The sequence below is a fragment of the Pseudomonas mandelii genome (assembly GCF_006438925.1).
GTDB classification, from domain to species: domain Bacteria; phylum Pseudomonadota; class Gammaproteobacteria; order Pseudomonadales; family Pseudomonadaceae; genus Aquipseudomonas; species Aquipseudomonas mandelii_C.
The window spans coordinates 241085-266509 of record NZ_RCZA01000006.1; the positions used below are offsets into that span (position 1 = coordinate 241085).

At 59.4% G+C, this 25425-nt stretch carries 20 protein-coding genes; 8 read left to right on the forward strand and 12 right to left on the reverse strand.

Translation table 11 applies throughout. The features are described 5' to 3' along the window. Window positions 1-62 precede the first annotated feature (62 nt). The 3 genes from EAH74_RS15830 to EAH74_RS15840 form a co-directional block, all read right to left on the reverse strand. On the reverse strand, window positions 63-1307 hold the full coding sequence (locus tag EAH74_RS15830) for a lipoprotein-releasing ABC transporter permease subunit (RefSeq protein WP_095128737.1): 1245 nt from the start codon (window positions 1305-1307) through the stop codon (window positions 63-65). Window positions 1308-1371: 64 nt separating this feature from the next. Then, on the reverse strand, window positions 1372-2055 hold the full coding sequence (gene lolD / locus EAH74_RS15835; protein ID WP_170206211.1) for a lipoprotein-releasing ABC transporter ATP-binding protein LolD: 684 nt from the start codon (window positions 2053-2055) through the stop codon (window positions 1372-1374). A 7-nt stretch (window positions 2056-2062) separates the two neighbouring features. Further along, the gene (locus tag EAH74_RS15840; protein ID WP_140679694.1) at window positions 2063-3313 is read right to left on the reverse strand and encodes a lipoprotein-releasing ABC transporter permease subunit; all 1251 of its coding nucleotides are present in this window, start codon (window positions 3311-3313) and stop codon (window positions 2063-2065) included. A gap of 94 nt (window positions 3314-3407) precedes the next feature. Between EAH74_RS15840 and EAH74_RS15845 the strand changes: the two genes are divergently transcribed. Together EAH74_RS15845 and EAH74_RS15850 are read left to right on the forward strand one after the other, a co-directional pair. Then, window positions 3408-3989: a PilZ domain-containing protein gene (locus tag EAH74_RS15845; RefSeq protein ID WP_140679695.1), complete on the forward strand. Its 582-nt coding sequence runs from the start codon at window positions 3408-3410 to the stop codon at window positions 3987-3989. Between the two features lie 13 nt (window positions 3990-4002). Next, window positions 4003-4725: a glycerophosphodiester phosphodiesterase gene (locus tag EAH74_RS15850; protein WP_140679696.1), complete on the forward strand. Its 723-nt coding sequence runs from the start codon at window positions 4003-4005 to the stop codon at window positions 4723-4725. Window positions 4726-4767: 42 nt separating this feature from the next. Here EAH74_RS15850 and sthA read toward each other — a convergent pair whose 3' ends face one another. Then, the gene (gene sthA, locus EAH74_RS15855) at window positions 4768-6162 is read right to left on the reverse strand and encodes a Si-specific NAD(P)(+) transhydrogenase (RefSeq protein WP_140679698.1); all 1395 of its coding nucleotides are present in this window, start codon (window positions 6160-6162) and stop codon (window positions 4768-4770) included. Between the two features lie 207 nt (window positions 6163-6369). Next, window positions 6370-7356 carry an FAD:protein FMN transferase gene (locus tag EAH74_RS15860; RefSeq protein ID WP_140679699.1) on the reverse strand — a complete coding sequence of 329 codons (987 nt, stop codon included), beginning with the start codon at window positions 7354-7356 and terminating at the stop codon, window positions 6370-6372. Between the two features lie 219 nt (window positions 7357-7575). On the opposite strand from EAH74_RS15860, the gene EAH74_RS15865 reads away from it, so the two are divergent. Next, complete coding sequence (locus EAH74_RS15865; protein ID WP_140679700.1) at window positions 7576-8874, forward strand: MFS transporter; 1299 nt, start codon at window positions 7576-7578, stop codon at window positions 8872-8874. Window positions 8875-8996: 122 nt separating this feature from the next. On the opposite strand, the gene EAH74_RS15870 is transcribed toward EAH74_RS15865, so the two are convergent. Next, on the reverse strand, window positions 8997-10460 hold the full coding sequence (locus EAH74_RS15870; protein WP_140679701.1) for a glyceraldehyde-3-phosphate dehydrogenase: 1464 nt from the start codon (window positions 10458-10460) through the stop codon (window positions 8997-8999). A gap of 362 nt (window positions 10461-10822) precedes the next feature. Here EAH74_RS15870 and mfd point away from each other — a divergent pair, with 362 nt between their 5' ends. Genes mfd through EAH74_RS15885 form a run of 3 tightly spaced genes read left to right on the forward strand, consistent with a single transcriptional unit; the run spans window position 10823 to window position 17547 of the window. Further along, window positions 10823-14272, forward strand: coding sequence for a transcription-repair coupling factor (gene mfd / locus EAH74_RS15875; protein ID WP_140679702.1), 3450 nt, complete (start codon window positions 10823-10825; stop codon window positions 14270-14272). A 10-nt stretch (window positions 14273-14282) separates the two neighbouring features. Continuing rightward, window positions 14283-14849 (forward strand): CsiV family protein, encoded by a 567-nt coding sequence (locus EAH74_RS15880; protein ID WP_140679703.1) that lies wholly within the window; start codon window positions 14283-14285, stop codon window positions 14847-14849. Window positions 14850-14859: 10 nt separating this feature from the next. Then, a complete protein-coding gene (locus tag EAH74_RS15885) occupies window positions 14860-17547 on the forward strand; it encodes a DEAD/DEAH box helicase (RefSeq protein ID WP_140679705.1) in 2688 nt (895 codons plus the stop codon). A 108-nt stretch (window positions 17548-17655) separates the two neighbouring features. Here EAH74_RS15885 and EAH74_RS15890 read toward each other — a convergent pair whose 3' ends face one another. From EAH74_RS15890 to EAH74_RS15900, 3 genes are all read right to left on the reverse strand, one after another. Further along, window positions 17656-18393: an S-methyl-5'-thioinosine phosphorylase gene (locus EAH74_RS15890; RefSeq protein WP_140679706.1), complete on the reverse strand. Its 738-nt coding sequence runs from the start codon at window positions 18391-18393 to the stop codon at window positions 17656-17658. Window positions 18394-18405: 12 nt separating this feature from the next. Further along, window positions 18406-19404: a beta-N-acetylhexosaminidase gene (nagZ, locus tag EAH74_RS15895; RefSeq protein WP_193560137.1), complete on the reverse strand. Its 999-nt coding sequence runs from the start codon at window positions 19402-19404 to the stop codon at window positions 18406-18408. Window positions 19405-19574: 170 nt separating this feature from the next. Further along, complete coding sequence (locus tag EAH74_RS15900) at window positions 19575-20282, reverse strand: TetR/AcrR family transcriptional regulator (RefSeq protein ID WP_033061916.1); 708 nt, start codon at window positions 20280-20282, stop codon at window positions 19575-19577. Between the two features lie 229 nt (window positions 20283-20511). On the opposite strand from EAH74_RS15900, the gene lexA reads away from it, so the two are divergent. Both lexA and sulA read left to right on the forward strand, forming a co-directional pair. Further along, complete coding sequence (gene lexA, locus EAH74_RS15905; RefSeq protein WP_007933171.1) at window positions 20512-21120, forward strand: transcriptional repressor LexA; 609 nt, start codon at window positions 20512-20514, stop codon at window positions 21118-21120. Window positions 21121-21130: 10 nt separating this feature from the next. Beyond that, window positions 21131-21604 carry an SOS-induced cell division inhibitor SulA gene (gene sulA, locus EAH74_RS15910; RefSeq protein ID WP_140679708.1) on the forward strand — a complete coding sequence of 158 codons (474 nt, stop codon included), beginning with the start codon at window positions 21131-21133 and terminating at the stop codon, window positions 21602-21604. Between the two features lie 93 nt (window positions 21605-21697). On the opposite strand, the gene EAH74_RS15915 is transcribed toward sulA, so the two are convergent. The 3 genes from EAH74_RS15915 to topA all read right to left on the reverse strand — a co-directional run bounded on the left by EAH74_RS15915 (window position 21698) and on the right by topA (window position 25370). After that, a complete protein-coding gene (locus EAH74_RS15915) occupies window positions 21698-21931 on the reverse strand; it encodes a hypothetical protein (RefSeq protein ID WP_010456352.1) in 234 nt (77 codons plus the stop codon). 139 nt (window positions 21932-22070) lie between these two features. After that, on the reverse strand, window positions 22071-22595 hold the full coding sequence (locus EAH74_RS15920) for a DUF6586 family protein (RefSeq protein WP_140679709.1): 525 nt from the start codon (window positions 22593-22595) through the stop codon (window positions 22071-22073). A gap of 141 nt (window positions 22596-22736) precedes the next feature. Beyond that, complete coding sequence (gene topA / locus EAH74_RS15925) at window positions 22737-25370, reverse strand: type I DNA topoisomerase (RefSeq protein ID WP_123365432.1); 2634 nt, start codon at window positions 25368-25370, stop codon at window positions 22737-22739. Window positions 25371-25425 lie beyond the last annotated feature (55 nt).

Genomic DNA, 25425 nt, shown 5'->3' on the forward strand with positions numbered 1-25425 from the left:
TCGGTCAACTGTGGGAGCGGCGGTGCGGCGATCCGACTTGCCCGCGAAAGCGGTGCAACGGCTTACGAATACCGCAACGCAGTAGCCGGCTCGACTTTCGCCGCACGCCATGCCGGGTAAACGGTGGCGAGGAAGCTCAGAATAAACCCGGCGGAGCAGATCAACACCACATCCGCACCCTGCAGTTCGGACGGCAGGTTACTGACGAAGTACACGTCTGAACTGAAGATGTGCTGCCCGCTGACCCGCTCCATCCAGCCCACCAGTTCACTGACGTTCAGCGCCGCAATCACGCCAAGCACACCACCAATCAACGTACCGACAACCCCGATCACAGTGCCCTGCACCATGAAGATCGCCATGATCTGCCGCGGCGTAGCGCCAATGGTGCGCAGGATCGCGATGTCCGCGCCTTTGTCGTTCACCACCATGATCAGGGTTGCGATGATGTTGAACGCCGCCACGGCGACGATCATCAGCAACAGCAAACCGATCATGGTTTTTTCCATCTTCATCGCACTGAACAGACTGCCCTGTGTGTGAGTCCAGTCATCAGCCTTGTAAGCGGTGCCCAGCCCGCCAGCAATATCGCTGGAAACCTTCGGCGCAGCGTACAAATCCTTTACCGCCAGGCGCACGCTCTGTACCTGATTCGGCGCCCAGTGCTGCATCTGCGCGGCATCGGCCACGTGGATCAGCGCCATGGAACCGTCCAGTTCGGCGCCAACCTTGAACACGCCGACCACGTTCAACCGCTGCATGCGCGGGGTGATGCCGCCCGGTGCCGTGCTGACTTCCGGCACGATCAGGGTGATCTTGTCGCCGACGTTCAAGCGGAAGCGACGTGCCGTGATCTCGCCGATCACCACGCCGAACTCACCCGGCTTCAAGGCATCGAGACGCCCCTGAACAATGTGCTGGGCGACGATCGACACCTTGCCTTCCAGCGCCGGATCAACGCCGCTGACCTGGATCGGCTGCATCGTCCCCTTGTAGGACAGCATGCCTTCCATCTCGGTGAACGGCACGGCGGCCGTCACTTCAGGATTCTTCATGGCCGCCGCAGCAACGGGCTGCCAATCGTCGATCGGATTGACGCCGACGATAGTCGCGTGAGGCACCATGCCGAGGATGCGCGAGCTCATTTCACGCTGGAAGCCGTTCATGACCGACAGCACCACGATCATCGCCAGCACGCCCAGGGCGAGACCGATCATCGAGGTCATCGAGATGAAGGAAACAAAGCGATTGCGGCGCTTGGCGCGGGTATAGCGCGCGCCGATAAAGATCGATAACGGTCTGAACATTCGCTGGGCACCGTATAAAAATAAAAGACCCGACGTACTGTTCAGTACGCCGGGTTTCGGCCAATCAGATGGGCGTCAGGTAACCTTCCTGCAGATGCAGGACGCGATCCATCTGGCGAGCCAGGTTCATGTCGTGAGTCACCACCAGGAACGCCGTGCGCATCGAGGTGCTGAGTTCCAGCATCAAATCCTGAATGCCCTGGGCGGTGTGGGAATCGAGGTTGCCGGTCGGCTCGTCGAGCATCACCAGGCCTGGCTTGTTCACCAAGGCGCGGGCGATGGCCACACGCTGACGTTCACCACCGGACAGTTCCGACGGTTTGTGTTCCAGGCGATGGCCCAACCCTACCCGCTCCAGCAATGCCGTCGCACGCTGACGCGCTTCCGGGATAGCCGTCTTGCCGATCAGCAGCGGCATGCAGACGTTTTCCAGCGCGGTGAACTCAGGCAGCAAGTGGTGGAACTGGTAAACGAAACCCAGCGACCGATTGCGCAGCAAACCGCGAGCCTTTTCGTTCAGCGCCGACAGCTCTTCACCGGCCAGCCAGACGCTGCCCTTGGTTGGTGTATCGAGGCCGCCCAGCAGGTTGAGCAAGGTACTTTTGCCCGAGCCCGACGTACCGACAATCGCCACGCGCTCACCCGGATGCAGCTCCAGTTGCAGACCGGCCAGAACCTCTACCGACTCCGGGCCTTCCTCGTAGGATTTGCCCAGGTTGCGGCAGCTCAAGATTGCTTTATCACTCATGCCCAACTCACTCATAACGTAGCGCCTCCGCAGGCTGGGTGCGCGCGGCACGCCAGGCTGGATACAGGGTGGCGAGGAAACTCAGGACCAACGCGGCGGCGCAGACCATCAACACATCCTGGCTCTGCACTTGCGACGGCAGGTAATCGATGAAGTACACGTCGGAATTCAGGAACTTGTGCCCGATCAGACCTTCGAGCGCCGAGATCGCGGCGCTGACGTTCAGCGCGGCGAAGATCCCGACCACGGCGCCGATCAGCGTCCCGACCACACCAATGACGGTGCCCTGCACCATGAAGATCGCCATGATCGACCCCGGAGTGGCGCCAAGGGTGCGCAGAATCGCGATATCGCCCTTCTTGTCGTTCACCACCATCACCAGCGTGGAAATGATATTGAACGCGGCAACAGCGACGATCAGCAGCAACAGCAAACCGATCATGGCTTTTTCCATGCGGATCGCCTGATACAGATTGCCGTGGGTGCGCGTCCAGTCGCGGGCATAGAAATGGTCTTCGCCAAGTTGCTGGGCGATGGTCCACGCCACGCGCGGCGCCTGGAACAGGTCGTCGAACTTCAGGCGGATGCCCTGGACCTGATCCGGTTTCCAGCGATGCAGCTTGGCCAGATCCTGCAGATTGGTGATGCCCAGGTAGCCGTCCAGTTCACCGGCGCCGACATGGAAGATGCCGACCACGGTAAAGCGTTTCATGCGCGGGAACATCCCGGCCGGAGTCACGGTGACTTCCGGCGCCACAAACGTCAGCTTGTCGCCGATCGCCGCACCCAACTTGGCCGCAGCCTTGTCACCGATGACGATGCCGAAACTGCCCGGTGCCAGGTCATCGAGTTTGCCCTGCTGCATGAAGTTATCAATGATCGAGACCTGCCGTTCCAGCGCAGGATCGATGGCATTGAGCAGGACTTTGGAAACCTTGCCGTTATTGGTCAGCAACCCCTGCATCTGAGTAAACGGCGCAACGGCCGTCACCTGCGGGTTCTGTTTGACCTTGGCGGCCAGGCTTTGCCAGTCGCTGATCGGCTCACCGGACTCGATGGTCGCGTGGGGCACCATGCCCAGCACGCGGGTGCGCATCTCATGATCGAAGCCGTTCATGACCGACAGCACCACGATCATCACGACCACGCCAAGGGCGAGTCCGATCATCGAGGTCAGGGAAATGAATGACACAAAATGATTGCGACGCTTTGCACGGGTATAACGCGTGCCAATAAATACGAAGAGAGGTCTGAACATGTCGGGGCTTGTTCGGAGGGAAAAGGAACGTCCTTGTGGCGGGGGTCGATAACCAGCTTTACACTCAGACCACCGCCGCTACCATGGGTTCGCCATGTCGACATTAGATGAAGAAGATCGCCGCGAATACTACCGTATCGAGGACACGATCGCACTGGAAATTCGGCCCCTGTCCGCTCCCGAAGCCGCAGGCCAGGAAGTGTTGCAGGATGCTTCCCCGCTGTTCAACTTGCTCAGCGAACTGCACCTGAGCGAATTCGAGTCACAGCACCTGTTGCGCCAGATCAGTGAGCGCGACCGGAACCTCGCCGCATTCCTGAAATCGCAGAATAAACGCATCGATTTGCTGAGCCAGGTGATCGCAATCACCGTACTCGGGCAGATCGGCGAGCCGCAGCCGGTGATCATTTCCGAAGGCGGGATCGACTTTCAGCATCCGACGCCCATTGCCGAAGGCGCGCACCTGTCGGTCAAACTGGTGCTGATGCCGCAAGCCCTCGGACTCTTGTTACGGGCTCGCGTCACCCATTGCGATCGCAAAGGCGAAGGCTACGCCATCGGCACCGAGTTCGAGTACCCGACCGATGCCCAGCGCCAATTGCTGGCCCGCTACATTTTGCAGAAGCAGGCCCAGGAACGACGCCTGGCCCGCGAACAAAACGAATCAGGCATTTAATTAAGGAAGAACCGTGACTCTCATCTACGGCCATCGCGGCGCCAAGGGCGAAGCACCGGAAAATACGCTGACCAGCTTTCAGCAATGCCTCAAGCACGGCGTGCGCCGTTGCGAACTGGACCTGCACCTGTCCAAGGACGGTGAGTTGATGGTCATCCACGACCCGACACTCAAGCGAACCACCGACCGTCGCGGCAAAGTCGTCGAGTATACGGTGGCCGAACTGGTTACCTACGACGCGCGCAAGGGCGGCCCGGGCTGGATCAAGCCCTGCCCGATTCCAACACTGGAAGAACTGTTCGAGAAATGCGATTTCGAGCACTGGCAATTGGAAGTCAAGAGCGCTTCACGCACCCGCGCGGCGACTACCGTGCTGGCGATTCGCGAATTGGCTCAGCGTTTCGGCCTGCTCGACAAAGTCACGATCACCTCGAGCTCGCGGGAAGTATTGAAAGCTGCGCTGGACTTCGTGCCAGATGTGTCCCGCGGATTGGTGGCCGAGTACGCCTGGCTCGACCCGTTGAAGGTCGCACAAAGCTATGGCTGTGAGATTCTGGCGCTGAACTGGACCCTGTGTACGCCGGAACGCCTGCAGAAGGCGCAGCGTCAGGGGCTACATGTGTCGGTATGGACAGTCAACGAGCCCGCGCTGATGCGCAGACTCGCCGACTTCGGCGTTGACAGCCTGATTACAGACTTTCCCGGTTTGGCCAGCGCCACGCTCGAGAATTGCTGAAATCGGTCTCCCCGGCCGGCTCAGGCCACCGGCCGGAGCCACTCAAAAAAGCCGGTTGAGGCCATCATACGCCGCTACCCGATAGGCTTCGGCCATGGTCGGGTAGTTGAACGTCGTGTTGACGAAGTACTTCAGCGTGTTCTGTTCGCCCGGCTGGTTCATGATCGCCTGACCAATGTGCACGATCTCCGACGCCTGATAACCGAAGCAGTGAACGCCCAGCACTTCCAGGGTCTCGCGGTGGAACAGAATCTTCAGCATGCCCTGAGGCTCGCCGGCGATCTGTGCACGCGCCATGCCCTTGAAGAACGCCTTGCCCACTTCGTACGGCACCTTGGCCTGAGTCAGCTCCTGTTCGTTCTTGCCGATCGAGCTGATCTCCGGAATGGTGTAGATGCCGGTTGGCACGTCGTTGACGAAGCGCCAGCTATGGTTGTCAACGATGCTGCCAGCGGCCGAACGACCCTGGTCGTGAGCAGCACTTGCCAGGCTCGGCCAACCAATCACGTCACCGGCGCCGTAGATGTTCGGCTTGCAGGTACGGTAGGCCTCGTCGACTTCGATCTGGCCACGGCTGTTGACCTTCACGCCGATGTTTTCCAGACCCAACTGATCCGTGTTGCCGGTACGGCCGTTGCACCAGAGCAAGGCGTCGGCCTTGATCTTCTTGCCGGACTTGAGGTGCAGGATCACGCCGTTGTCCACGCCTTCGACGCGGTCGTAGTCTTCGTTGTGGCGAACCGTGATGTTGTTGTTGCTGAAGTGATAGCTCAGGGCCTGGGAAATTTCCGAGTCGAGGAAGCTCAGCAACTGACCGCGGTTGTCCACCAGTTCAACCAGTACACCCAGACCGCTGAAGATCGAGGCGTATTCGCAACCGATCACACCGGCACCGTAAACGATGAGTTTGCGCGGGGTGTGGCCGAGGCTGAGGATGGTGTCGCTATCGTAGATACGCGGGTGATGAAAATCGATGTCCGCCGGGTGATACGGACGCGAGCCGGTGGCGATGATGATGTGCTTGGCCACCAGTTTTTCGACCACGCCGTTGGCGCAGACCACTTCAATGGTTTGCTCGTCAGCGAAGCTGCCGGTGCCGAAGAACACGTCGACGCGGTTACGGGCGTAGTAGCCGGTGCGCGATGCGACTTGTTTGGAGATGACTTTTTCAGCGCTCTTCAAAACGTCCGGGAACGAGAACCAGCGTGGCTCACCAATGGCCCGGAACATCGGGTTGGTGTTGAACTGCATGATCTGCCGGACCGAGTGACGCAGTGCCTTGGACGGGATGGTGCCCAGGTGGGTGCAGTTGCCGCCGACCTGGCGACGGCTATCGACCATCGCCACCTTGCGCCCTGCTTTGGCGGCGTTCATTGCCGCGCCTTCTCCCGCCGGGCCGGAACCCAGCACCACCACGTCGTAGTTGTAGACAGCCATGCATACTCCTCAGAACAGGCCGCGGCGCCCTCGGCACCTGCGGCTAAATCACGCCGATCTGCGGCGTGAAGGAACAATTTGGGGCCAGTACAGAACCCGGACACAGTCTATATAAGCGTCAACGCCGCGCACATTAACCCTTGGTCGCGTCGTAGGCTAGTTTTGCCTGCACTACAACGCCAGTCTTTGCTGCTTGAATCGCCGTGATCACTCGGTTTTTCCGCCACTCAGGCGTTCAAAAGCCTGCGTGGTTCGAGTGACGAATTCTGTATCGGCACGAATCACAAAGAATGCACCGATGTCATGCGTTTCGGCATAGTCCCAACCCCTTTCGGGACCCAGAATCAGCAACAACGTCGATAAGCCATCAGCCATCAACGCTGAAGGATGAATCACCGTGACTGACGCCAGGGTGTGTAGGACCGGCGTCCCGGTCCGGGCATCGAAGGTGTGGGAATAACGCCGACCGTCCTGCTCGAAATAGTTGCGGTAGTCGCCGGAAGTGGAAACGCCGTAGCCATCGACGGCGATGATGCGCTCGGCCACTTGCTGGTCGTCGCGGGGTTCTTCCAGGGCGACGCGCCACGGTGAGCCGTCGAGTTTTTTGCCGGCGGCCTTGAGTTCACCGGTGGCTTCGGCGAGGTAGTTATGGATGCCCATTGCTTCGAGCTTTGCGGCAATCGTATCGACCGCGTAACCGGCAGCGATGCTATTGAAGTCGACCTCGACCGCGGCATCCTTGCATAGCTGATCGCCGTCGATGCGCAGGTGCGCGTGACCGACGCGCTGCCTTACTTCGGCGAGCGCTTCGGCAGTCGGGACTTTTTCCTCACGGCCCTGTGGGCCGAAGCCCCAGAGATTGAGCAGCGGCTCCACGGTCAGGTCGTAGGAGCCTTCGCTTTGCGAAGACAGTTGCTCGCCCACACGGATCAATTCGAGCACCGGGCCAGGCATGACCTGACAGCGGCCGGCCGGCAGTGCGTTGAAGCGTTCGATGTCCGAGTCGCTGCGATAGGTCGAGAACTGTCGATCCACTTCGGCGAGGATCTTTTCTACTTCGGCCTGCACCGCTTTCGGCCCGGGCGTGGAGGAATGCCTTATGTATTGAATGGAATAACGACTGCCCATGGTCGGGCCGTCGAAGCGCTCCAGACTGTCGCCGTTGCCACAACCGGACAAAACGCCGACCACCATCACAATCCAAGTCCACCGTCCAGTTAACAAATCTTCATCTCCCCTCAAAACCGCGCCCGCCATTATGGGCTTCAGAGCGCATGGGAGCCAGATCTGCCTCATCTGCCTGTCAGACGCAAAACCTGTGGGAGCGAGCGTGCTCGCGCAAGTCCCTTCGCCACACAGGCCCCCACAGGTGCAGCGCTTTCAAACAAGATTCACCAGAGGGAGTATCTACAAATGTCCTCCAACACGAGCAAAGGCAAAGCGATTTTTCGCGTTGTCAGTGGTAATTTTCTTGAGATGTTCGACTTTATGGTCTATGGCTTTTACGCCACGGCCATCGCCAAAACCTTCTTCCCTGCCGATAGCGCTTTCGCTTCCCTGATGTTATCGCTGGCCACCTTCGGTGCCGGCTTCCTGATGCGCCCATTGGGGGCGATTTTTCTCGGTGCCTACATCGACCGCCACGGTCGACGCAAAGGACTGATCATCACCCTCGCGATGATGGCGGCCGGCACGGTACTGATTGCTTGCGTGCCGGGTTACGCCACTTTGGGCGTTGCAGCGCCGTTGATCGTGCTGTTCGGTCGCTTGCTGCAAGGGTTCTCGGCCGGCGTGGAGCTGGGCGGCGTGTCGGTGTACCTCGCTGAAATTTCTACACCGGGTCGCAAAGGTTTCTTCGTCAGCTGGCAGTCCGCCAGTCAGCAAGCCGCCGTGGTATTCGCCGGCCTGCTGGGTGTTGGCTTGAACCACTGGCTCAGCCCGGAACAAATGGGTGATTGGGGCTGGCGTGTGCCGTTCCTGATCGGGTGCATGATCGTGCCGGTGATCTTCGTGATTCGCCGCTCACTGGAAGAAACCCCGGAATTCCAGGCGCGTAAACACCGCCCTACCCTGCGGGACGTCGTCCGCTCGATCAGTCAGAACGTTGGCATCGTCATCGCCGGCATGGCGTTGGTGGTGATGACCACGGTGTCGTTCTACCTGATCACCGCTTACACCCCGACCTTCGGTAAAGCCGAACTGCATCTGTCGGATCTGGATGCATTGCTGGTGACGGTGTGCATTGGTTTGTCGAACTTCTTTTGGCTACCGGTGATGGGGGCGTTTTCCGACAGGATCGGACGCAAACCCTTGCTGTTGGCAGCGACTATTCTGGCGATTCTCACCGCCTACCCTGCCCTGTCATGGCTGGTAGCAAACCCGAGTTTCAGCCACTTGCTGATCGTCGAGTTGTGGCTGTCGTTCTTGTATGGCTCGTACAACGGCGCGATGGTGGTGGCCCTGACCGAGATCATGCCGGTGGAAGTTCGTACGACCGGCTTCTCCCTCGCCTACAGCCTGGCGACGGCGACCTTTGGTGGCTTTACACCGGCGGCGTGCACCTACCTGATTCATGTGCTGGACAACAAGGCTGCGCCAGGGATCTGGCTCAGTGGTGCGGCGGTATTGGGGTTGATTGCGACGCTGGTGTTGTTCAAAGGCAATCGGCATGAACTGCGGACGGCGCAAGCGGCGGAGGTCGGCGGCGCCTGACAGATCGCCTTCGCGAGCAGGCTCGCGAAGAGGCCGGCACACTCAGCACTTTTGTAACTGACAAACCGCACAAACAAAAACGCCCCGACCAAAGTCGGGGCGTTCTCATGTGCAGCTAACGCTTAGCGCGGGAATGCTGGCGGGTTTACACCGGCCATGTCTTCCATCACGCGAACCACCTGGCAGCTGTAACCGAATTCGTTGTCGTACCAAACGTACAGAACAACGCGGTTGTCTTGGCTGATGGTTGCTTCAGCGTCCACCACGCCTGCGTGGCGCGAGCCAACGAAGTCGGTGGAAACCACTTCCTGCGAATTGACGTAGTCGATTTGCTTATGCAGATCGGAGTGCAGCGCCATGTAGCGCAGGTACTCGTTCATCTCTTCACGGGTGGCGGCTTTCTCAAGGTTCAGGTTGAGAATGGCCATCGACACGTTTGGCGTCGGAACGCGGATCGCGTTACCGGTCAGCTTGCCGGCCAGCTCAGGCAGCGCCTTGGCAGCAGCGGTGGCAGCACCGGTCTCGGTGATCACCATGTTCAACGCGGCGCTACGGCCACGACGATCGCCTTTGTGGAAGTTGTCGATCAGGTTCTGGTCGTTGGTGTACGAGTGAACCGTTTCAACGTGACCATTGATTATGCCGAACTTGTCGTTGACTGCCTTGAGCACCGGCACGATGGCGTTGGTGGTGCAGGAAGCCGCGGAAACGATCTTGTCATCAGCGGTGATTTCACCGTGGTTGATGCCGTGAACGATGTTCTTCAGCTTGCCTTTGCCAGGCGCGGTCAGAACTACGCGATCGATACCCGGGCAAGCCAGGTGTTGGCCCAGACCCTCGGCATCACGCCATACACCGGTGTTGTCCACCAGCAGCGCGTCTTTGATGCCGTACTGGGTGTAGTCCACTTCAGTCGGGTTTTTCGCGTAGATAACCTGGATCAGGTTGCCGTTGGCGGTGATGGTGTTGTTGGCTTCATCAATGGTGATGGTGCCATTGAACGAACCATGAACCGAGTCACGACGCAGCAGGCTGGCGCGTTTGACCAGATCGTTTTCGGCGCCCTTGCGGACAACGATGGCGCGCAGACGCAGGCCGTCGCCACCACCGGTTTTCTCGATCAGGATGCGCGCCAGCAGACGGCCGATACGACCGAAGCCGTACAGAACAACGTCGGTGCCTTTGCGGGCGGAAACATTTTGCTGACCAACGACGTCGGCCAGTTCTTCACGGACGAACTGCTCGGCAGTGCGGCCATTGCCTTCAGCCTTGAACTTGATTGCAAGCTTGCCCAGGTCTACCGAAGCAGCGCCGAGCTTGAGCTCGCTCATTGCCTTGAGCAGCGGGAATGTTTCGTGGACGGACAATTCGCTGTCATCGGACTGGCGATGGCGAGCAAAGCGGTGAGCTTTGAGAATCGCGATGACAGACTGGTTGATCAGACTGCGGCCATAGATCGAGCTCACCACGTTGTTATTGCGGTAGAGCTGACCGATAAGCGGAATCATCGCTTCTGCGAGTGCTTCACGGTCGATCCATTCACCAAGACACTGGTCGGGCTTCTGAGTCACGGGAACCTTCCACATGTAGGGGCAGAAAAAAGGGGCTACATTATGCCGCCGAGTGCCTCCCGTAGCAATGCGCGCTTGTCGCGCGGCCAGTAACAAAATCCTCTTCAAAAAAATGACGCATGGCTCAAGCCCAATAAAACCGTGGCCTGCAGCGCAGTCATTTTTTGGGAGACAACGCTGTCTTGTCTGTAACCCTCCGTAACACTCAGTCGTTTTGCCACTACATATTCAGTCTTTTTTACGAAAAAACGGGCCGATTTTGTCTTTACCACTACATTTCGCCCAACCTGCGTAATAGACACATCTGCAACTGACAGGCGGCACCCGGGGCCGCTACAATTACCGACTTTGTCGCAACGCTTGGAGCTCAACCTTCCGTGCCCGTTCTGCGTCTACCGCTTCTCCCTGCCGCGGCAGGTAAACAGCACTGGGGCAACCTGCCCGGTGCCGCCCTGAGCCTGGCCATTGCCGAGGCCGCCAGCGCTGCCAAGCGCTTCACCCTGCTACTGACCGCCGACAGCCAAAGTGCCGAACGGCTGGAACAGGAGCTGAGTTTCTTCGCCCCGGATTTGCCGGTACTGCATTTCCCGGACTGGGAAACCCTGCCCTACGATCTGTTTTCGCCGCACCAGGACATTATTTCCCAGCGAATCTCCGCGCTGTATCGATTGCCGGAGCTGAGTCATGGCGTTTTGGTCGTGCCAATCACCACAGCCCTGCATCGCCTGGCGCCGACCAAATTCCTGCTCGGCAGCAGCCTGGTGCTGGACATCGGCCAGAAGCTCGATGTCGAGCAAATGCGCACCCGGCTTGAGGCCAGCGGCTATCGCTACGTCGATACCGTCTACGAGCATGGCGAATTCACCGTGCGCGGCTCGCTGATCGATCTGTTCCCGATGGGCAGCAAACTGCCTTTCCGAATTGATCTGTTCGACGACGAAATCGAGACCCTTCGTACATTCGATCCGGAAAACCAGCGCTCCATCGACAAGGTGGAAACGGTTCGCCTCCTGCCAGCGAGAGAGTTTCCGCTGCAAAAAGATGCGGTCACCCGTTTCAAGGCACGCTTCCGTGAGCGTTTCGATGTGGACTTTCGTCGCTGCCCGATCTTTCAGGATTTGAGCAGCGGGATTACACCGGCCGGTATCGAGTACTACCTGCCGCTGTTCTTCGACGAAACCTCCACGCTGTTCGATTACCTGCCGCAGGACACGCAAGTGTTTTCCCTGCCCGGCATCGAGCAGGCGGCGGAAAACTTCTGGAACGACGTGCGCAATCGCTATGAAGAGCGCCGCGTCGACCCGGCCCGTCCTTTATTGCCACCAGCCGAACTGTTCCTGCCAGTGGAGGATTGCTTCGCTCGCCTGAAAAACTGGCCACGCGTGGTCGCCAGTCAACAGGACGTGGAAACCGGCGTTGGCCGCGAGCGCTTCCCCGCTCGGGAGCTGCCGAACCTGGCCATCGAAGCCAAGGCCACCCAACCGTTGGCGGCGCTGGCGGGTTTCCTCGACGAGTTCCCCGGTCGCGTGCTGTTTACCGCCGAATCCGCGGGCCGTCGTGAAGTGCTACTGGAGTTGCTGGAACGCCTGAAGCTGCGACCGAAAACCGTCGACAGCTGGCCGGACTTCGTCGCGAGCAAGGAGCGCCTGGCGATCACCATCGCGCCGCTCGACGAAGGCCTGGTGCTCGACGACCCGGCGCTGGCCCTGGTCGCTGAAAGCCCGTTGTTCGGTCAGCGCGTGATGCAGCGCCGTCGCCGTGAGAAACGCGCCGACGCCAACAACGATGCCGTGATCAAAAACCTTACCGAGCTGCGCGAAGGCGCGCCGGTGGTGCATATCGATCACGGCGTCGGTCGCTATCTCGGGCTGACGATTCTGGAAATCGATAGTCAGGCCGCCGAATTCCTGACCCTCGAGTACGCCGAAAACGCCAAGCTTTACGTGCCGGTGGCCAACCTGCATTTGATCGCGCGCTATACCGGCAGCGATGATGCCCTGGCCCCGCTGCACCGCCTAGGCTCCGAGACCTGGCAGAAAGCCAAACGCAAAGCCGCCGAACAGGTGCGCGACGTGGCCGCCGAGTTGCTCGACATCTATGCCCGCCGCGCCGCTCGCGAAGGTTATGCCTTCGCCGACCCGAAAGCCGATTACGCGACCTTCAGTGCCGGCTTCCCGTTCGAAGAAACACCGGACCAGCAAACCACCATCGAAGCCGTGCGCACCGACATGCTCGCGCCGAAACCGATGGACCGTCTGGTCTGCGGCGACGTTGGTTTTGGCAAGACCGAAGTGGCGATGCGCGCAGCGTTCATTGCGGTACACGGCGGTCGTCAAGTGGCGATTCTGGTGCCGACTACCCTGCTCGCCCAGCAGCACTACAACAGCTTCCGCGACCGCTTCGCCGACTGGCCGGTGAGCGTGGAAGTGATGAGCCGTTTCAAGTCGACCAAGGAAGTGAATGCCGCCATCGCTGACTTGGCCGAAGGCAAGATCGACATCGTCATCGGCACTCATAAACTGCTGTCCGACGATGTAAAAATCAAAAACCTCGGGCTGGTCATCATCGACGAAGAGCACCGTTTCGGTGTCCGTCAGAAGGAACAGCTCAAGGCCCTTCGCAGTGAAGTCGACATCCTCACCCTGACCGCCACGCCGATTCCGCGCACGCTGAACATGGCCGTGTCGGGCATGCGCGACCTGTCGATCATCGCCACGCCGCCGGCCCGTCGACTGTCCGTACGGACTTTCGTCATGGAGCAGAACAAGAGCACGGTCAAAGAGGCCTTGCTCCGTGAGCTGTTGCGTGGCGGTCAGGTCTACTACCTGCACAACGACGTGAAGACCATCGAGAAATGTGCCGCCGACCTCGCCGAACTGGTGCCGGAAGCACGGATCGGCATTGGCCACGGGCAGATGCGCGAACGCGATCTCGAACAAGTGATGAGCGACTTCTACCACAAGCGCTTCAACGTGCTGATCGCCTCGACCATCATCGAGACCGGCATTGACGTGCCGAGCGCCAACACCATCATTATCGAGCGTGCCGACAAATTCGGCCTGGCGCAGCTGCACCAGTTGCGTGGCCGGGTCGGTCGCAGTCACCACCAGGCTTACGCTTATTTGCTCACGCCGCCGCGTCAGCAAATCACGCCTGACGCCGAAAAACGTCTGGAAGCGATCGCCAATACCCAGGACCTCGGCGCGGGCTTCGTGCTCGCCACCAACGACCTGGAAATCCGTGGCGCCGGCGAATTGCTCGGTGATGGGCAGAGCGGACAGATCCAGGCTGTCGGTTTCACGCTGTATATGGAAATGCTCGAGCGCGCGGTGAAGTCGATCCGCAAGGGCGAACAACCGAACCTCGATCAACCGCTCGGCGGTGGCCCGGAAGTCAATCTGCGGGTACCGGCGTTGATTCCCGAGGACTATCTGCCGGACGTACACGCCCGACTGATTCTCTACAAACGCATCGCCTCGGCCACCGACGAGGAAGGCCTCAAGGACTTGCAGGTGGAGATGATCGATCGTTTCGGTCTGTTGCCGGAACCGACCAAGAACCTGATGCGCATTACCGCGCTGAAATTGCAGGCCGAGCTACTGGGCATCAAGAAAGTCGACGGCGGCCCGCAAGGTGGCCGAATCGAGTTCGCGACGCAAACCCCGGTCGACCCGCTGACACTGATCAAACTGATCCAGAGCCAGCCCAAACGCTACAAATTTGAAGGCGCCACGATGTTTAAATTCCAGGTGCCGATGGAGCGCCCGGAAGAGCGCTTTAATACTGTAGAGGCGCTGTTTGAGCACCTCATTCCGAAAACTGCTTGAAGGACGCCGCATGCGCCTGTTTCGCTCACTGATCCTGTTGATGACCCTGGTTGCGCCGACGACGTTTGCCGATGACCTCTATCAGATAGAAATGATTCTGGTCCGCCAAAACGCTGTGCCGGCGATCGTCAGCCGCGCCGCACCGGAAGACTGGGCGGCTGGAGCTCAGCCCGTCAACCCCGACAGCCTGCGCACACCGAGCCTCAATGCCGAAGTGGAAAAACTCACCGCCAGCAATGAATACACGGTGTTGCTGCACAAGGCCTGGCAACAGAACCTTGGCGAAGAAGCCAGCAAAGTCGCGATCAGCGAGGGCAAAGAACAGTTCGGCCAGTTCCCGATCGAGGGCACGCTGAGCATGAAACTGGGGCGTTTCACTGATGTGGACGCGGATTTCTGGGTTAACCAGATCGACGCCAACGGCATGGTCACCGCCAGCGAACGTATGAAGCAGGAAAGCCACACCAAGAACGGCCAGCTGAACTTCCTCGACAACGGCCATCTCGGCATGCTGATCAAGATCACCTCGCTGACTGCCCCTGCGCCTCGGCCAGTCCCCGAAGAAATTCCGGACTGATTGAGTCCTTATGTCAGCGACCCTGAGCAAACCCCTGGCACCTTCCTGGGTCAGCCGATTCAAGGAGCAGAGCCTGGAGCGTGGCCGTCGCTACGCTTTGGAGAACCGCGTCAGGATCGTCGAGGCCGGCGACGCCACGATCATTGCCGCCTGCGAGGGCTCTGGCGGTAACGTTTACCGTCAGACCATTCGCCTGCGCGAGTCAGCCAAAGCCACGTTGCTGATGATTGACGCCACCTGCACCTGCCCGGTCCACAGCAACTGCAAACACTGCGCAGCGGTGTTACTGAAAGTGCAGGAAACCCTGGCCTACCCAGCCGCCGCGCAAGACGCCGAGCTACTCGAGAAACTTCAAGCCGTACTGGAAAACCGTAGCCCGAAGGCCCCGCAAGTGCTGGTGGATAACGTGCAACCAGTGCCGCGCTTGTGGCTGGCGAGCATCGAGTTCAGCGCCTTCGAACCGCGCAATGGCAAGATGCAGCGTTATATTCAGCATCGCGCGGCGTTGTCATTCAGCTATCTGGATGAATACGTTTCCGGGCAGAAGAACGCTGACATCCTGATTCGTCAGGAGACGCAAACCTTACGGATAAAACGCCACCCGGAAGTCGAACAGACCTACAGGGAGCAGCTACGAATCCTCGGCTTCAAGGTCGCCACCCGGCAAAGCAAGGCCTTGCCGGAAAGCGCCGGCGAACTCTTCGAGATGGTCAACGACAGCGCCTGGCTGACCTTCACCCTCAATGAACTGCCGAAGCTGCGTAGCCAGGGTTGGGAGTTGCAGATCGACGAAGACTTCGGTTTCGACCTGACAGCCGTGGACGATTGGTACGCCACCGTCGAACAGGCACCGGAGCGTGACTGGTTCGATCTGGAACTGGGAATCATCGTCAACGGCGAACGGCTGAGTCTGCTGCCGATCCTGCTGAACCTGATGCGCTCCCACACCGAGATCCTCAACCCGGAACGCCTTGCACGACGTCGCGACGATGAGTTGATCCTGGTGAACATTCCCAATCGCCCGAACTCCGAGTACGGCCCGTTACAGGTCGCCCTGCCCTTCGGCCGATTGAAACCGGTATTGGCGACCCTCGGCGAGTTCTACCTGCAAGGGCCGGGCGAAACGACGCTGCGCCTGAGCAAGGCCGATGCCACGCGACTGAATCCGCTGGAAGACCTGCCGTTACTTTGGGAGGGCGGCGAGCAAATTCGCACCTTTGCCCAGCGGCTGCGGGACATCAAGGACTTCACCGCGACCGCACCGGAAGGTTTGAACGCGACCTTGCGCCCCTATCAGCTGGAAGGTTTGAGCTGGATGCAGTCGTTGCGACAACTGGAAGTCGGCGGAATTCTCGCGGACGACATGGGTCTGGGCAAAACCCTACAGACCCTGGCGCACATTCTCAGCGAGAAGAACGCCGGACGCCTCGATCGGCCGTGCATGGTGGTGATGCCCACCAGCCTGATCCCTAACTGGCTGGATGAAGCGGCGCACTTCACACCGCAACTCAACGTGCTGGCGCTGTACGGCGCCAGTCGCAAAAAGCATTTCGACACGCTGGCCGATTACGACCTGATCCTGACCACCTATGCGCTGCTGCCCAAGGACGTCGAACGTCTCGCCGCGCAGCCTTTGCACGTGTTGGTTCTGGACGAGGCGCAATACATCAAGAACCCCAACAGCAAGGCTGCCCACGCTGCCCGCGAATTGAATGCCCGTCAGCGTCTGTGCCTGAGCGGCACGCCGCTGGAAAACCACCTGGGCGAGTTGTGGTCGCTGTTTCACTTCCTGCTGCCCGGCTGGCTGGGTGACGTAAAAAGCTTCAACCGCGATTACCGCGTGCCGATCGAAAAGCGCGCCAGCGAAGTGCGACTTCAGCACCTCAACGGCCGGATAAAACCGTTTCTGCTGCGTCGAACCAAGGAACAAGTGGCGACCGAGTTGCCGCCGAAAACCGAAATCATCCATTGGGTCGAGCTTAACGAAGCCCAGCGCGACGTGTACGAAACCATGCGCCTGGCGATGGACAAGAAAGTCCGCGACGAAATCACCCGCAAGGGTGTGGCGCGCAGCCAGATCATCATTCTTGAGGCGCTGCTGAAACTGCGTCAGGTCTGCTGCGATTTGCGTCTGGTCAACGATGCCGCCCTGCCCACTCGCGGCAGCACGTCGGGCAAGCTCGACAGCCTGATGGAAATGCTTGAGGAGTTGTTCGATGAAGGTCGGCGGATTCTGCTGTTCTCGCAGTTCACTTCAATGCTGTCGTTGATCGAAGATGAGCTGAAAAAACGCGGAGTCGATTATGCGCTGCTGACCGGGCAGACCCGCGACCGGCGCACTCCGGTCAAAGACTTCCAGAGCGGCAAGCGTCAGATCTTTCTGATCAGCCTGAAGGCCGGTGGCGTCGGCCTGAACCTGACCGAAGCCGACACGGTGATTCACTATGATCCGTGGTGGAATCCGGCGACGGAAAATCAGGCCACTGACCGGGCGTATCGCATTGGTCAGGAGAAACCTGTGTTCGTCTACAAAATGATTGCCAGGGGCACGGTGGAAGAGAAGATTCAGCATCTGCAGAAGGAAAAATCCGACTTGGCGGCAGGCGTGCTGGATGGGCGCAAGACCGGGGACTGGAAGTTGCAGAGTGATGATATTGAAGCGTTGTTTGCGCCGCTGCCGGACAAACTGGAAAAATAGCGGCGATTATTAAATCGTCATCGCGAGCAAGCTCGCTCCCACAGGATTATCACTGTACCTGTGGGAGCGAGCTTGCTCGCGATCGGGTCAACTCGGTGTGACGACTGCTCAGCCTCTAAGCACCCGAGCCAACGTCGACTTCACCTTCCCCATCCCGTCATGCAACGCTTGCTCGATCTCGGCCATAGTGATCACTGCTGTCGACTTGCCCGCTGCCGGGTTTACTACCAGCGCCAGACAGGCGTAATCCAGTTCCAGCTCGCGAGCCAATGCCGCTTCCGGCATCCCGGTCATGCCGACGATGTCGCATCCGTCGCGCTCCAGCCTGGCGATTTCAGCGACAGTTTCCAGCCGTGGCCCTTGGGTGCAGGCATACACGCAATGGCTGCTGTAGCCGACACCTTCGGCCGCCAGCGCCGCGATCAACTGCTGACGCAGTGGCTCGCTGTAGGGATAGCTGAAGTCGATGTGTGTGACCTGCTGCAGATCGTCGGCGAAAAAGGTGTGTCCGCGACCACTGGTGTAGTCGATCAGCTGATGCGGCACGCAGAAATGTCCGGTACCCATCGCGGAATCAATCCCACCCACGGCGTTGACCGCGAGAATCGCTTCGGCGCCAGCCTGTTTCAGCGCCCAGAGGTTGGCGCGGTAGTTCACCTGATGCGGGGGGAAACGATGAGGATGACCGTGGCGCGCGAGGAACAGCACTTCCTTGCCAGCGTACTCGCCGACCTGCACTTCAGCCGAAGGCGCACCGTAAGGGGTGTCCACCGCCAGTGACTGACGAATGCTCAGGCCTTCGAGTTGAGTCAGGCCGGTGCCGCCGATAATCGCGTAAACCGTCATAACGAAAAGTCCTCAATCTATCAGTTGAGCATCTTTGAGCGCGCCCACGGCTATCAGCCAGCGTGGGTCTTGACGGTATTCGGTGTTGGCGTACGACTGGCTGCGCATCCGCGCGATACGCTCGGACGGTTTGACCTTCAGACGCTGGGCGGCGCTCAGGGCCAGTTCAGCGGCCGCGCGATCGTTGCACACCAAGCCCATGTCGCAACCGGCCGTCAGCGCCGCTTCGATACGGCTGGCAGCATCGCCGACCACGTGGGCGCCGGCCATGGACAGGTCATCGCTGAAGATCACGCCGTCGAATTGCAGCTCGCCACGCAGAATCTCCTGCAACCAGCGGCGGGAGAAGCCGGCAGGCTGGGAATCGACTTGCGGATAGATCACGTGGGCCGGCATGACCGCAGCCAATTGCTTGCTCAGTCGGGCGAACGGCACCAGGTCATTGGCGCGGATTTCGTCGAGGCTGCGCTCATCAACAGGGATAGCAACGTGGGAATCGGCCTCGGCCCAGCCGTGACCGGGAAAGTGCTTGCCGGTGGCGGCCATGCCGGCGCTGTTCATGCCGCGAATGAAGGCTCCCGCCAGCAACGCTGCACGCTCGGGATCACCTTCAAATGAACGGGTGCCGACTACGGCGCTGCGCTGGAAGTCGAGGTCCAGCACCGGAGCGAAACTCAGATCGAGGCCGACGGCCAGCACTTCAGTCGCCATGATCCAGCCGCACTGCTCGGCGAGGTACTCGGCATTCGGGTTGTCAGCGATGGCTCGCATGGCTGGCAGTCGTACAAAGCCCTGACGCAAACGCTGAACCCGGCCGCCCTCCTGGTCGACTGCCAGCAGCAGATCGGGGCGAATGGCGCGGATTGAGGCGCTCAACTCGCGCACCTGGCGCGGGTGTTCGATGTTACGGGCGAAAATGATCAGGCCGCCCACTTCGGGCTGGCGCAACAATTGGCGATCTTCTGCCGTCAGCCAGGTACCGGCGACGTCCACCATCAACGAGCCTTGCAGGCCAGCAGTCATAGAGATTCCTTGATAACGATAAACCCGGCTCGCACGCAATCGCCGCCATGGGTAATGCCCGGCAGGTCGGCGATACAAATGGGGAGCAAGTTCAGAACGAGAGTCGGCATGGGCGGCTAGCTTAGCGGATGTCAGCTGCCGCGCCCACCCGTGCGCGGTTAAACCTTGGCGGCAACCGGGGTTGATTTGCTGCGCGGACGCAACTGCGCAGTGGCCATGGCCGCGTCAGTCACACCGGTTTCGGCGCGCATGCCCGCTGCCAGGAACGGCACCATCAGACGCATTACTTGCTCAATGGACGTGTTGACGCCGAAGTCGGTCTCGGCAATTGCGCGCAGCGCCTTGATACCGGACATGCTGAACGCGGCGGCGCCGAGCATGAAGTGCACGCGCCAGAACAACTCAATCGGCGGAATACGCGGTGCGGCTTCGTTAACCAACATCATGTAGCGGCGGAACACCTTGCCGTACATGTCTTCCAGATAACGCCGCAAGTGCCCTTGGCTCTGACTGAAAGCCAGACCCAGCAAACGCATGAAGATCGACAGATCGTTGCCGCTGCGTGGCTGCACCACCAGGGCTTGCTCGACGAGGATTTCCAGCAGCTCTTCAAGCGTCGGCTTGTTCTCCGGCTTCGCTTGACGCCGCTCCAGCTCTTTATCAAGGCTTAGGCAGAACGGCCCGAGAAAGCGCGAGAAAACTGCCTGGATCAACGCCTTCTTCGAACCGAAGTGATAGTTCACCGCCGCCAGATTGACACCAGCCTTGCTGGTGATCAGACGCAATGAGGTTTCAGCAAAACCTTTTTCCGCGAACAATTGCTCGGCAGCATCAAGAATGCGTTCAACGGTTTCCGACTGGGCCATGGCTACTCCGCCTGACAAACACTTGTTTGAAACATACGTTTCAGCCCAGGCCTTGTCAAGCCTGACGGTTCGTTTTGGGAATGGTCGGTCAGCTATTTAACCATACAACTCTCTAGCTTGAATCAGCAGGCTCATCGACCGTCTGGCGGTCGGCAAAAAAAGGAGCATTGCCAAGACCGTTTCACTGTATATAATCCCAGTCACTGTATAAAAAGACAGAGCGATCAATATGCTAAAGCTGACGCCACGCCAAGCAGAGATTCTGGCCTTCATCAAACGCTGCCTCGAAGACAACGGCTACCCGCCCACTCGTGCGGAAATCGCTCAGGAATTGGGTTTCAAGTCGCCGAACGCGGCAGAAGAACACCTCAAGGCGCTGGCCCGCAAGGGTGCGATCGAGATGACGCCCGGCGCTTCTCGTGGCATTCGCATCCCCGGCTTCGAAGCCAAGGCCGACGAGTCCACCCTGCCAATCATTGGCCGAGTGGCTGCCGGTGCTCCGATCCTAGCCCAACAGCACATCGAAGAGTCCTGCAACATCAACCCGTCGTTCTTCCATCCTCGCGCCGACTATCTACTTCGGGTTCATGGCATGAGCATGAAGGACGTGGGGATTTTCGACGGCGACCTGCTGGCAGTGCATACCACCCGCGAAGCCCGCAACGGCCAGATCGTAGTGGCGCGGATCGGCGACGAAGTGACCGTCAAGCGTTTCAAGCGCGATGGTAGCAAGGTCTGGTTGATTGCCGAAAACCCTGAATTCGCCCCTATCGAAGTGAACCTGAAAGATCAGGAACTGGTGATCGAAGGCTTGAGTGTCGGCGTCATTCGCCGCTAAAGGAGGCTTTATGCAGTTCCCACACACATCACAGCAAGCCCAACTGCCGTTGTTCGAGGCGTTCATGGTGCAGCCATTGGCGCCGATCCTGAAAAACGTGGTCGAGTCACCCTGGAGCGCCGAGCCCGAAGTCTTCAGTGAGCTGTCGCTACGTGGTGCAGCCGGGAACTGCCTGAACCTTCTTGCGCCGATTCTCAGGGAACTGAGCCAGGACCAGGACGCGCGCTGGCTGACGCTGATCGCTCCGCCCGCCAGCCTGACCCAGGCTTGGTTGCGGGACGCCGGCCTTAACCGCGAACGCATCCTGCTGCTGCAACCGCGCGGCACACAAAGCGCTCAGCAGTTGACCTGCGAGGCCTTGCGCCTGGGCCGCAGCCACACGGTGGTTAGTTGGCTCAACCCTCTGAGCACAAACTCACGGCAACAGTTGATCAGCGCAGCCCGTACCGGAGATGCGCAGAGCCTGAATATTCGATTGGGTTAACGTGCAAACAATGCGCGCCATGAATAGCGCGGGGCTTCTCAAAGGATAGAGAAGCCGATCTATATCGGTATCAGCAAAATGCGACGAACGGGATCAATGGAGAACTCGCGAACTCTCATCCGTATTGAATTCGCCTTCAACCAAGCGTCCGGCCATCTGAACGCCGACGCTCAACATCGCCTTGGCGACTTCCACGTGCTGGCCCTGCAGGAACGCTTTGGCATCCTCGGAGAAATCCAAAGTAACCAGAGAACCTTCGTCCTCGGCCCTGCGCAGCTCGATTCGGCCGTCTGGTAACTCGACAATTTCTAGAAAGGACGTTGGCATAAAGGTCTGTTCTCCACGAAAGGCGGGGATTATATAGGCATCGGCCAGGCTTCGCTCGGTAACTTGACCAGATGTCATTGCGAAGACATATCTGCTAGCACTCATCCCTGAGCGGACAACCCATCGGGTCATCCTTCCCTCAACACTCGTTCAAACCTTCGCGAAACCGAATCGCCAACCCTTTCAGGTTCTGACGCCAGCTCTCGAGTTCTTCCCTGCTTAACTCCTCAAGCGCCTCTTCTTCATCCAGGTTAACGGCCAGGATCAGCGGCTGCGTCACGTCACCCTTAGGCTTGTGCGGCGCCCGTGGCGGCTGAAACAGTGCAGCATGGGCGGCAAGCAGTTTGGCCAGCCAGGTTTCCGAATTATTGGCCAACTCGACCATCTCGGCCATTTCCGGAATCGCGATGGCTTCAAGCACTTCGCGAGTCAGCAGCAACTCGGCCCGAGGCGCATTGGCTTGAGGCAAGCGATAGAAACCGGCGATTTCATGGCATAGCCCCAGCAACGCACCGTACAGGTGGAACAACGCCGATTCGCGTCCGGCCTGGATCAGCGCCAGGGAGTTCATCGCCCGCCCCTCTTCGGCTCTGGCGAGCGCTTCCAGCGACAGGCCGGCGAAGTAAATCTTCTGGTTGGTACGGGTATAGAGTTCGTGGGCCATGACGGCAGCCTCCACAACGAAATAATTGCTTCACGCAGGTCAGACAGTGTCGTGGATCAGCCGAGCTCACCGCAAGCACAAAACAAAAAGGCCGCATGAAAACCCGAGGGTTGTCATGCGGCCTTTTCAGTACAGCACCTGTTAAGCCTTAGCGGTCTTCGCCGGACGCTTGTCTTCAACCGTCCACTTGCCGCCGTCGTAGTACGCTTTCCAGCCAGTCGGCTTACCGTCGACTTCAGTCTGTACGTACTGCTCTTTGGTTTTACGGCTGTAACGGATCACAGCAGGCAGGCCGTCCGGATCTTTCTTCGGCGCTTCGCAGAGGAAGTGGTACTTCGGATCGATCTCATCCTTGTGCGGCACAATTTCCATGACCAGCGGAGCACGCGTCTCGCGGTTTTTCGGGAATTGACTGGCCGCCAGGAACAGGCCGGAAGCACCGTCGCGCAGGATGTAGGTGTCGTTGACCTTTTCGCATTTCAGCTCAGGCATCTTCACCGGATCCATCTTCGGCGGCGCCGCATCACCGCTTTTCAGCAGTTTGCGGGTGTTTTTGCACGTCGCGTTGGTGCAACCGAAAAACTTGCCGAACCGGCCAGTCTTGAGCTGCATCTCGCTGCCGCACTTGTCGCATTCCAGGCTCGGACCTTCGTAGCCCTTGATGCGATAACTGCCTTCTTCGATTTCGTAGCCGTCGCAATCCGGGTTGTTACCGCAGATGTGCAGCTTGCGCTTCTCATCGAGCAGGTATGCGTCCATCGCCGTGCTGCAGATCGGGCAGCGGTGCTTGCCACGCAGCACCAGAGATTCCGATTCACCCTCGTCGTCCGCCGCGATTTCGTCGCCCGGTACCAGGTTGACAGTGGCCTTGCAGCGCTCTTTCGGCGGCAGGCTGTAGCCCGAGCAACCAAGGAACACGCCGGTCGATGCAGTACGAATCTGCATCGGACGCCCGCACAATACGCACGGAATGTCAGTCATCACTGGCTGGTTGGCGCGCATGCCGCCTTCGGCGCTTTCGGCTACTTCAAGTTTTTTCTTGAAGTCACCGTAGAACTCGTCGAGCACATTCTTCCAGTCGCGCTCACCCTGAGCCACGTCATCAAGGTTCTCCTCCATGCCGGCGGTGAAGCCGTAGTCCATGAGATTGGAGAAGCTCTCGGCCAGACGTTCGGTAACGATGTCGCCCATCTTTTCCGAGTAGAAACGACGGTTGTGGAGCGCTACGTAGCCACGATCCTGGATGGTCGAAATGATCGCCGCGTAGGTCGAAGGACGACCGATGCCGCGTTTTTCCATTTCTTTAACCAGGCTCGCTTCCGAGTAACGCGCCGGCGGCTTGGTGAAGTGCTGGGTCGGATCAAGCTTTATCAGCTTCATCGCGTCGCCCTGAGCCATGTCCGGCAACACGTCGTCATCGCCAGGCTTGGCAATTTGCGGCATGACGCGGGTGTAACCGTCGAACTTCAGGATGCGGCCCTTGGCGCGCAACTCGAAGTCACCGGCACCGACGGTGACAGTGGTCGACAGGTATTGGGCCGGCAGCATCTGGCAAGCGAGGAACTGGCGCCAGATCAGCTCGTAGAGCCGCTCAGCATCACGCTCCATGCCCGACAGCTTGCTTGGCTCGGTATTGGCATCGGAGGGACGAATCGCTTCGTGAGCCTCTTGTGCGCCTTCCTTGCTGCTGTAGACATTCGGGGTTTCCGGCAGGTACTTCTTGCCGAACTCGCCTTCAATATAAGTACGCGCCATCGTCACGGCATCGACCGAGAGGTTGGTGGAATCGGTACGCATATAAGTGATGTAGCCGGCTTCGTACAGACGCTGGGCCATCATCATGGTTTTCTTCACGCCGAAGCCCAGGCGGTTACTCGCAGCCTGTTGCAGGGTGGACGTGATGAACGGTGCCGACGGCTTGCTGCTGGTCGGCTTGTCTTCGCGCTTGACGATGCTGTAACTGGAAGCCTTGAGCTTCTCCAGCGCGGCCATGGCCTGGGCTTCGTTGAGCGGCTTGAAGGCTTCGCCTTTCTCGCGAGCCACGTCAAAGCGCACGGTTGCGCCCTTCGCGGTGCCGAGGTCAGCGTGAACTTCCCAGTACTCTTCCGGGTTGAACGCGCGGATTTCACGCTCACGCTCAACGACCAGCTTCACGGCAACCGATTGCACGCGACCGGCGGACAGGCCACGGGCGACCTTGGCCCACAGCAGTGGCGAAACCATGTAACCCACCACGCGATCGAGGAAGCGACGCGCCTGCTGGGCGTTTACACGGTCGATGTCCAGCTCGCCCGGCTTGGAGAAGGCTTCCTGAATCGCCTTCTTGGTGATTTCGTTGAACACCACACGCTTGTAGCGGCTGTCATCACCACCGATGGCTTCGCGCAGGTGCCAGGCAATGGCTTCTCCCTCGCGATCCAAGTCGGTTGCGAGATAGATGGTGTCAGCATCCTTGGCGAGCCGGCGCAGCTCTTCGATAACCTTTTCTTTGCCCGGGAGGATCTCGTACTTGGCTTTCCAGCCATGATCGGGATCGACACCCATGCGCGAGACCAGCTGCTTGCGCGCTTTCTCTTTCGGCGTGAGCACCGGACCTTCACCCGCGGCGGCCTTGCCGCGCTTGGCGGCTGGCTCTTTGCTGGCGCTAGCCGAACCGCTGGTGGGCAGGTCTCGGATATGGCCGATACTCGACTTCACCACGTATTGGTTACCCAGATACTTGTTGATGGTCTTGGCCTTAGCCGGGGATTCCACAATGACCAGCGATTTGCCCATGGATCAGAAAATTCCTGAATTCTAGAAGTGAAAGGCGGTTGGCGCCTGACGCGGC

Excerpts from the sequence above, each read along its gene's own strand:
- EAH74_RS15830 (WP_095128737.1), bottom strand. The coding sequence starts at position 1,307 with ATGTTCAGACCGTTATCGATCTTTATCGGCGCGCGCTATACCCGCGCC.
- lolD (WP_170206211.1), bottom strand. The coding sequence starts at position 2,055 with ATGAGTGATAAAGCAATCTTGAGCTGCCGCAACCTGGGCAAATCCTAC.
- EAH74_RS15840 (WP_140679694.1), bottom strand. The coding sequence starts at position 3,313 with ATGTTCAGACCTCTCTTCGTATTTATTGGCACGCGTTATACCCGTGCA.
- EAH74_RS15845 (WP_140679695.1), top strand. The coding sequence starts at position 3,408 with ATGTCGACATTAGATGAAGAAGATCGCCGCGAATACTACCGTATCGAG.
- sthA (WP_140679698.1), bottom strand. The coding sequence starts at position 6,162 with ATGGCTGTCTACAACTACGACGTGGTGGTGCTGGGTTCCGGCCCGGCG.
- EAH74_RS15860 (WP_140679699.1), bottom strand. The coding sequence starts at position 7,356 with ATGGTGGTCGGCGTTTTGTCCGGTTGTGGCAACGGCGACAGTCTGGAG.
- EAH74_RS15865 (WP_140679700.1), top strand. The coding sequence starts at position 7,576 with ATGTCCTCCAACACGAGCAAAGGCAAAGCGATTTTTCGCGTTGTCAGT.
- EAH74_RS15870 (WP_140679701.1), bottom strand. The coding sequence starts at position 10,460 with ATGTGGAAGGTTCCCGTGACTCAGAAGCCCGACCAGTGTCTTGGTGAA.
- EAH74_RS15880 (WP_140679703.1), top strand. The coding sequence starts at position 14,283 with ATGCGCCTGTTTCGCTCACTGATCCTGTTGATGACCCTGGTTGCGCCG.
- EAH74_RS15885 (WP_140679705.1), top strand. The coding sequence starts at position 14,860 with ATGTCAGCGACCCTGAGCAAACCCCTGGCACCTTCCTGGGTCAGCCGA.
- EAH74_RS15890 (WP_140679706.1), bottom strand. The coding sequence starts at position 18,393 with ATGACGGTTTACGCGATTATCGGCGGCACCGGCCTGACTCAACTCGAA.
- EAH74_RS15900 (WP_033061916.1), bottom strand. The coding sequence starts at position 20,282 with ATGGCCCAGTCGGAAACCGTTGAACGCATTCTTGATGCTGCCGAGCAA.
- lexA (WP_007933171.1), top strand. The coding sequence starts at position 20,512 with ATGCTAAAGCTGACGCCACGCCAAGCAGAGATTCTGGCCTTCATCAAA.
- sulA (WP_140679708.1), top strand. The coding sequence starts at position 21,131 with ATGCAGTTCCCACACACATCACAGCAAGCCCAACTGCCGTTGTTCGAG.
- EAH74_RS15915 (WP_010456352.1), bottom strand. The coding sequence starts at position 21,931 with ATGCCAACGTCCTTTCTAGAAATTGTCGAGTTACCAGACGGCCGAATC.
- EAH74_RS15920 (WP_140679709.1), bottom strand. The coding sequence starts at position 22,595 with ATGGCCCACGAACTCTATACCCGTACCAACCAGAAGATTTACTTCGCC.
- topA (WP_123365432.1), bottom strand. The coding sequence starts at position 25,370 with ATGGGCAAATCGCTGGTCATTGTGGAATCCCCGGCTAAGGCCAAGACC.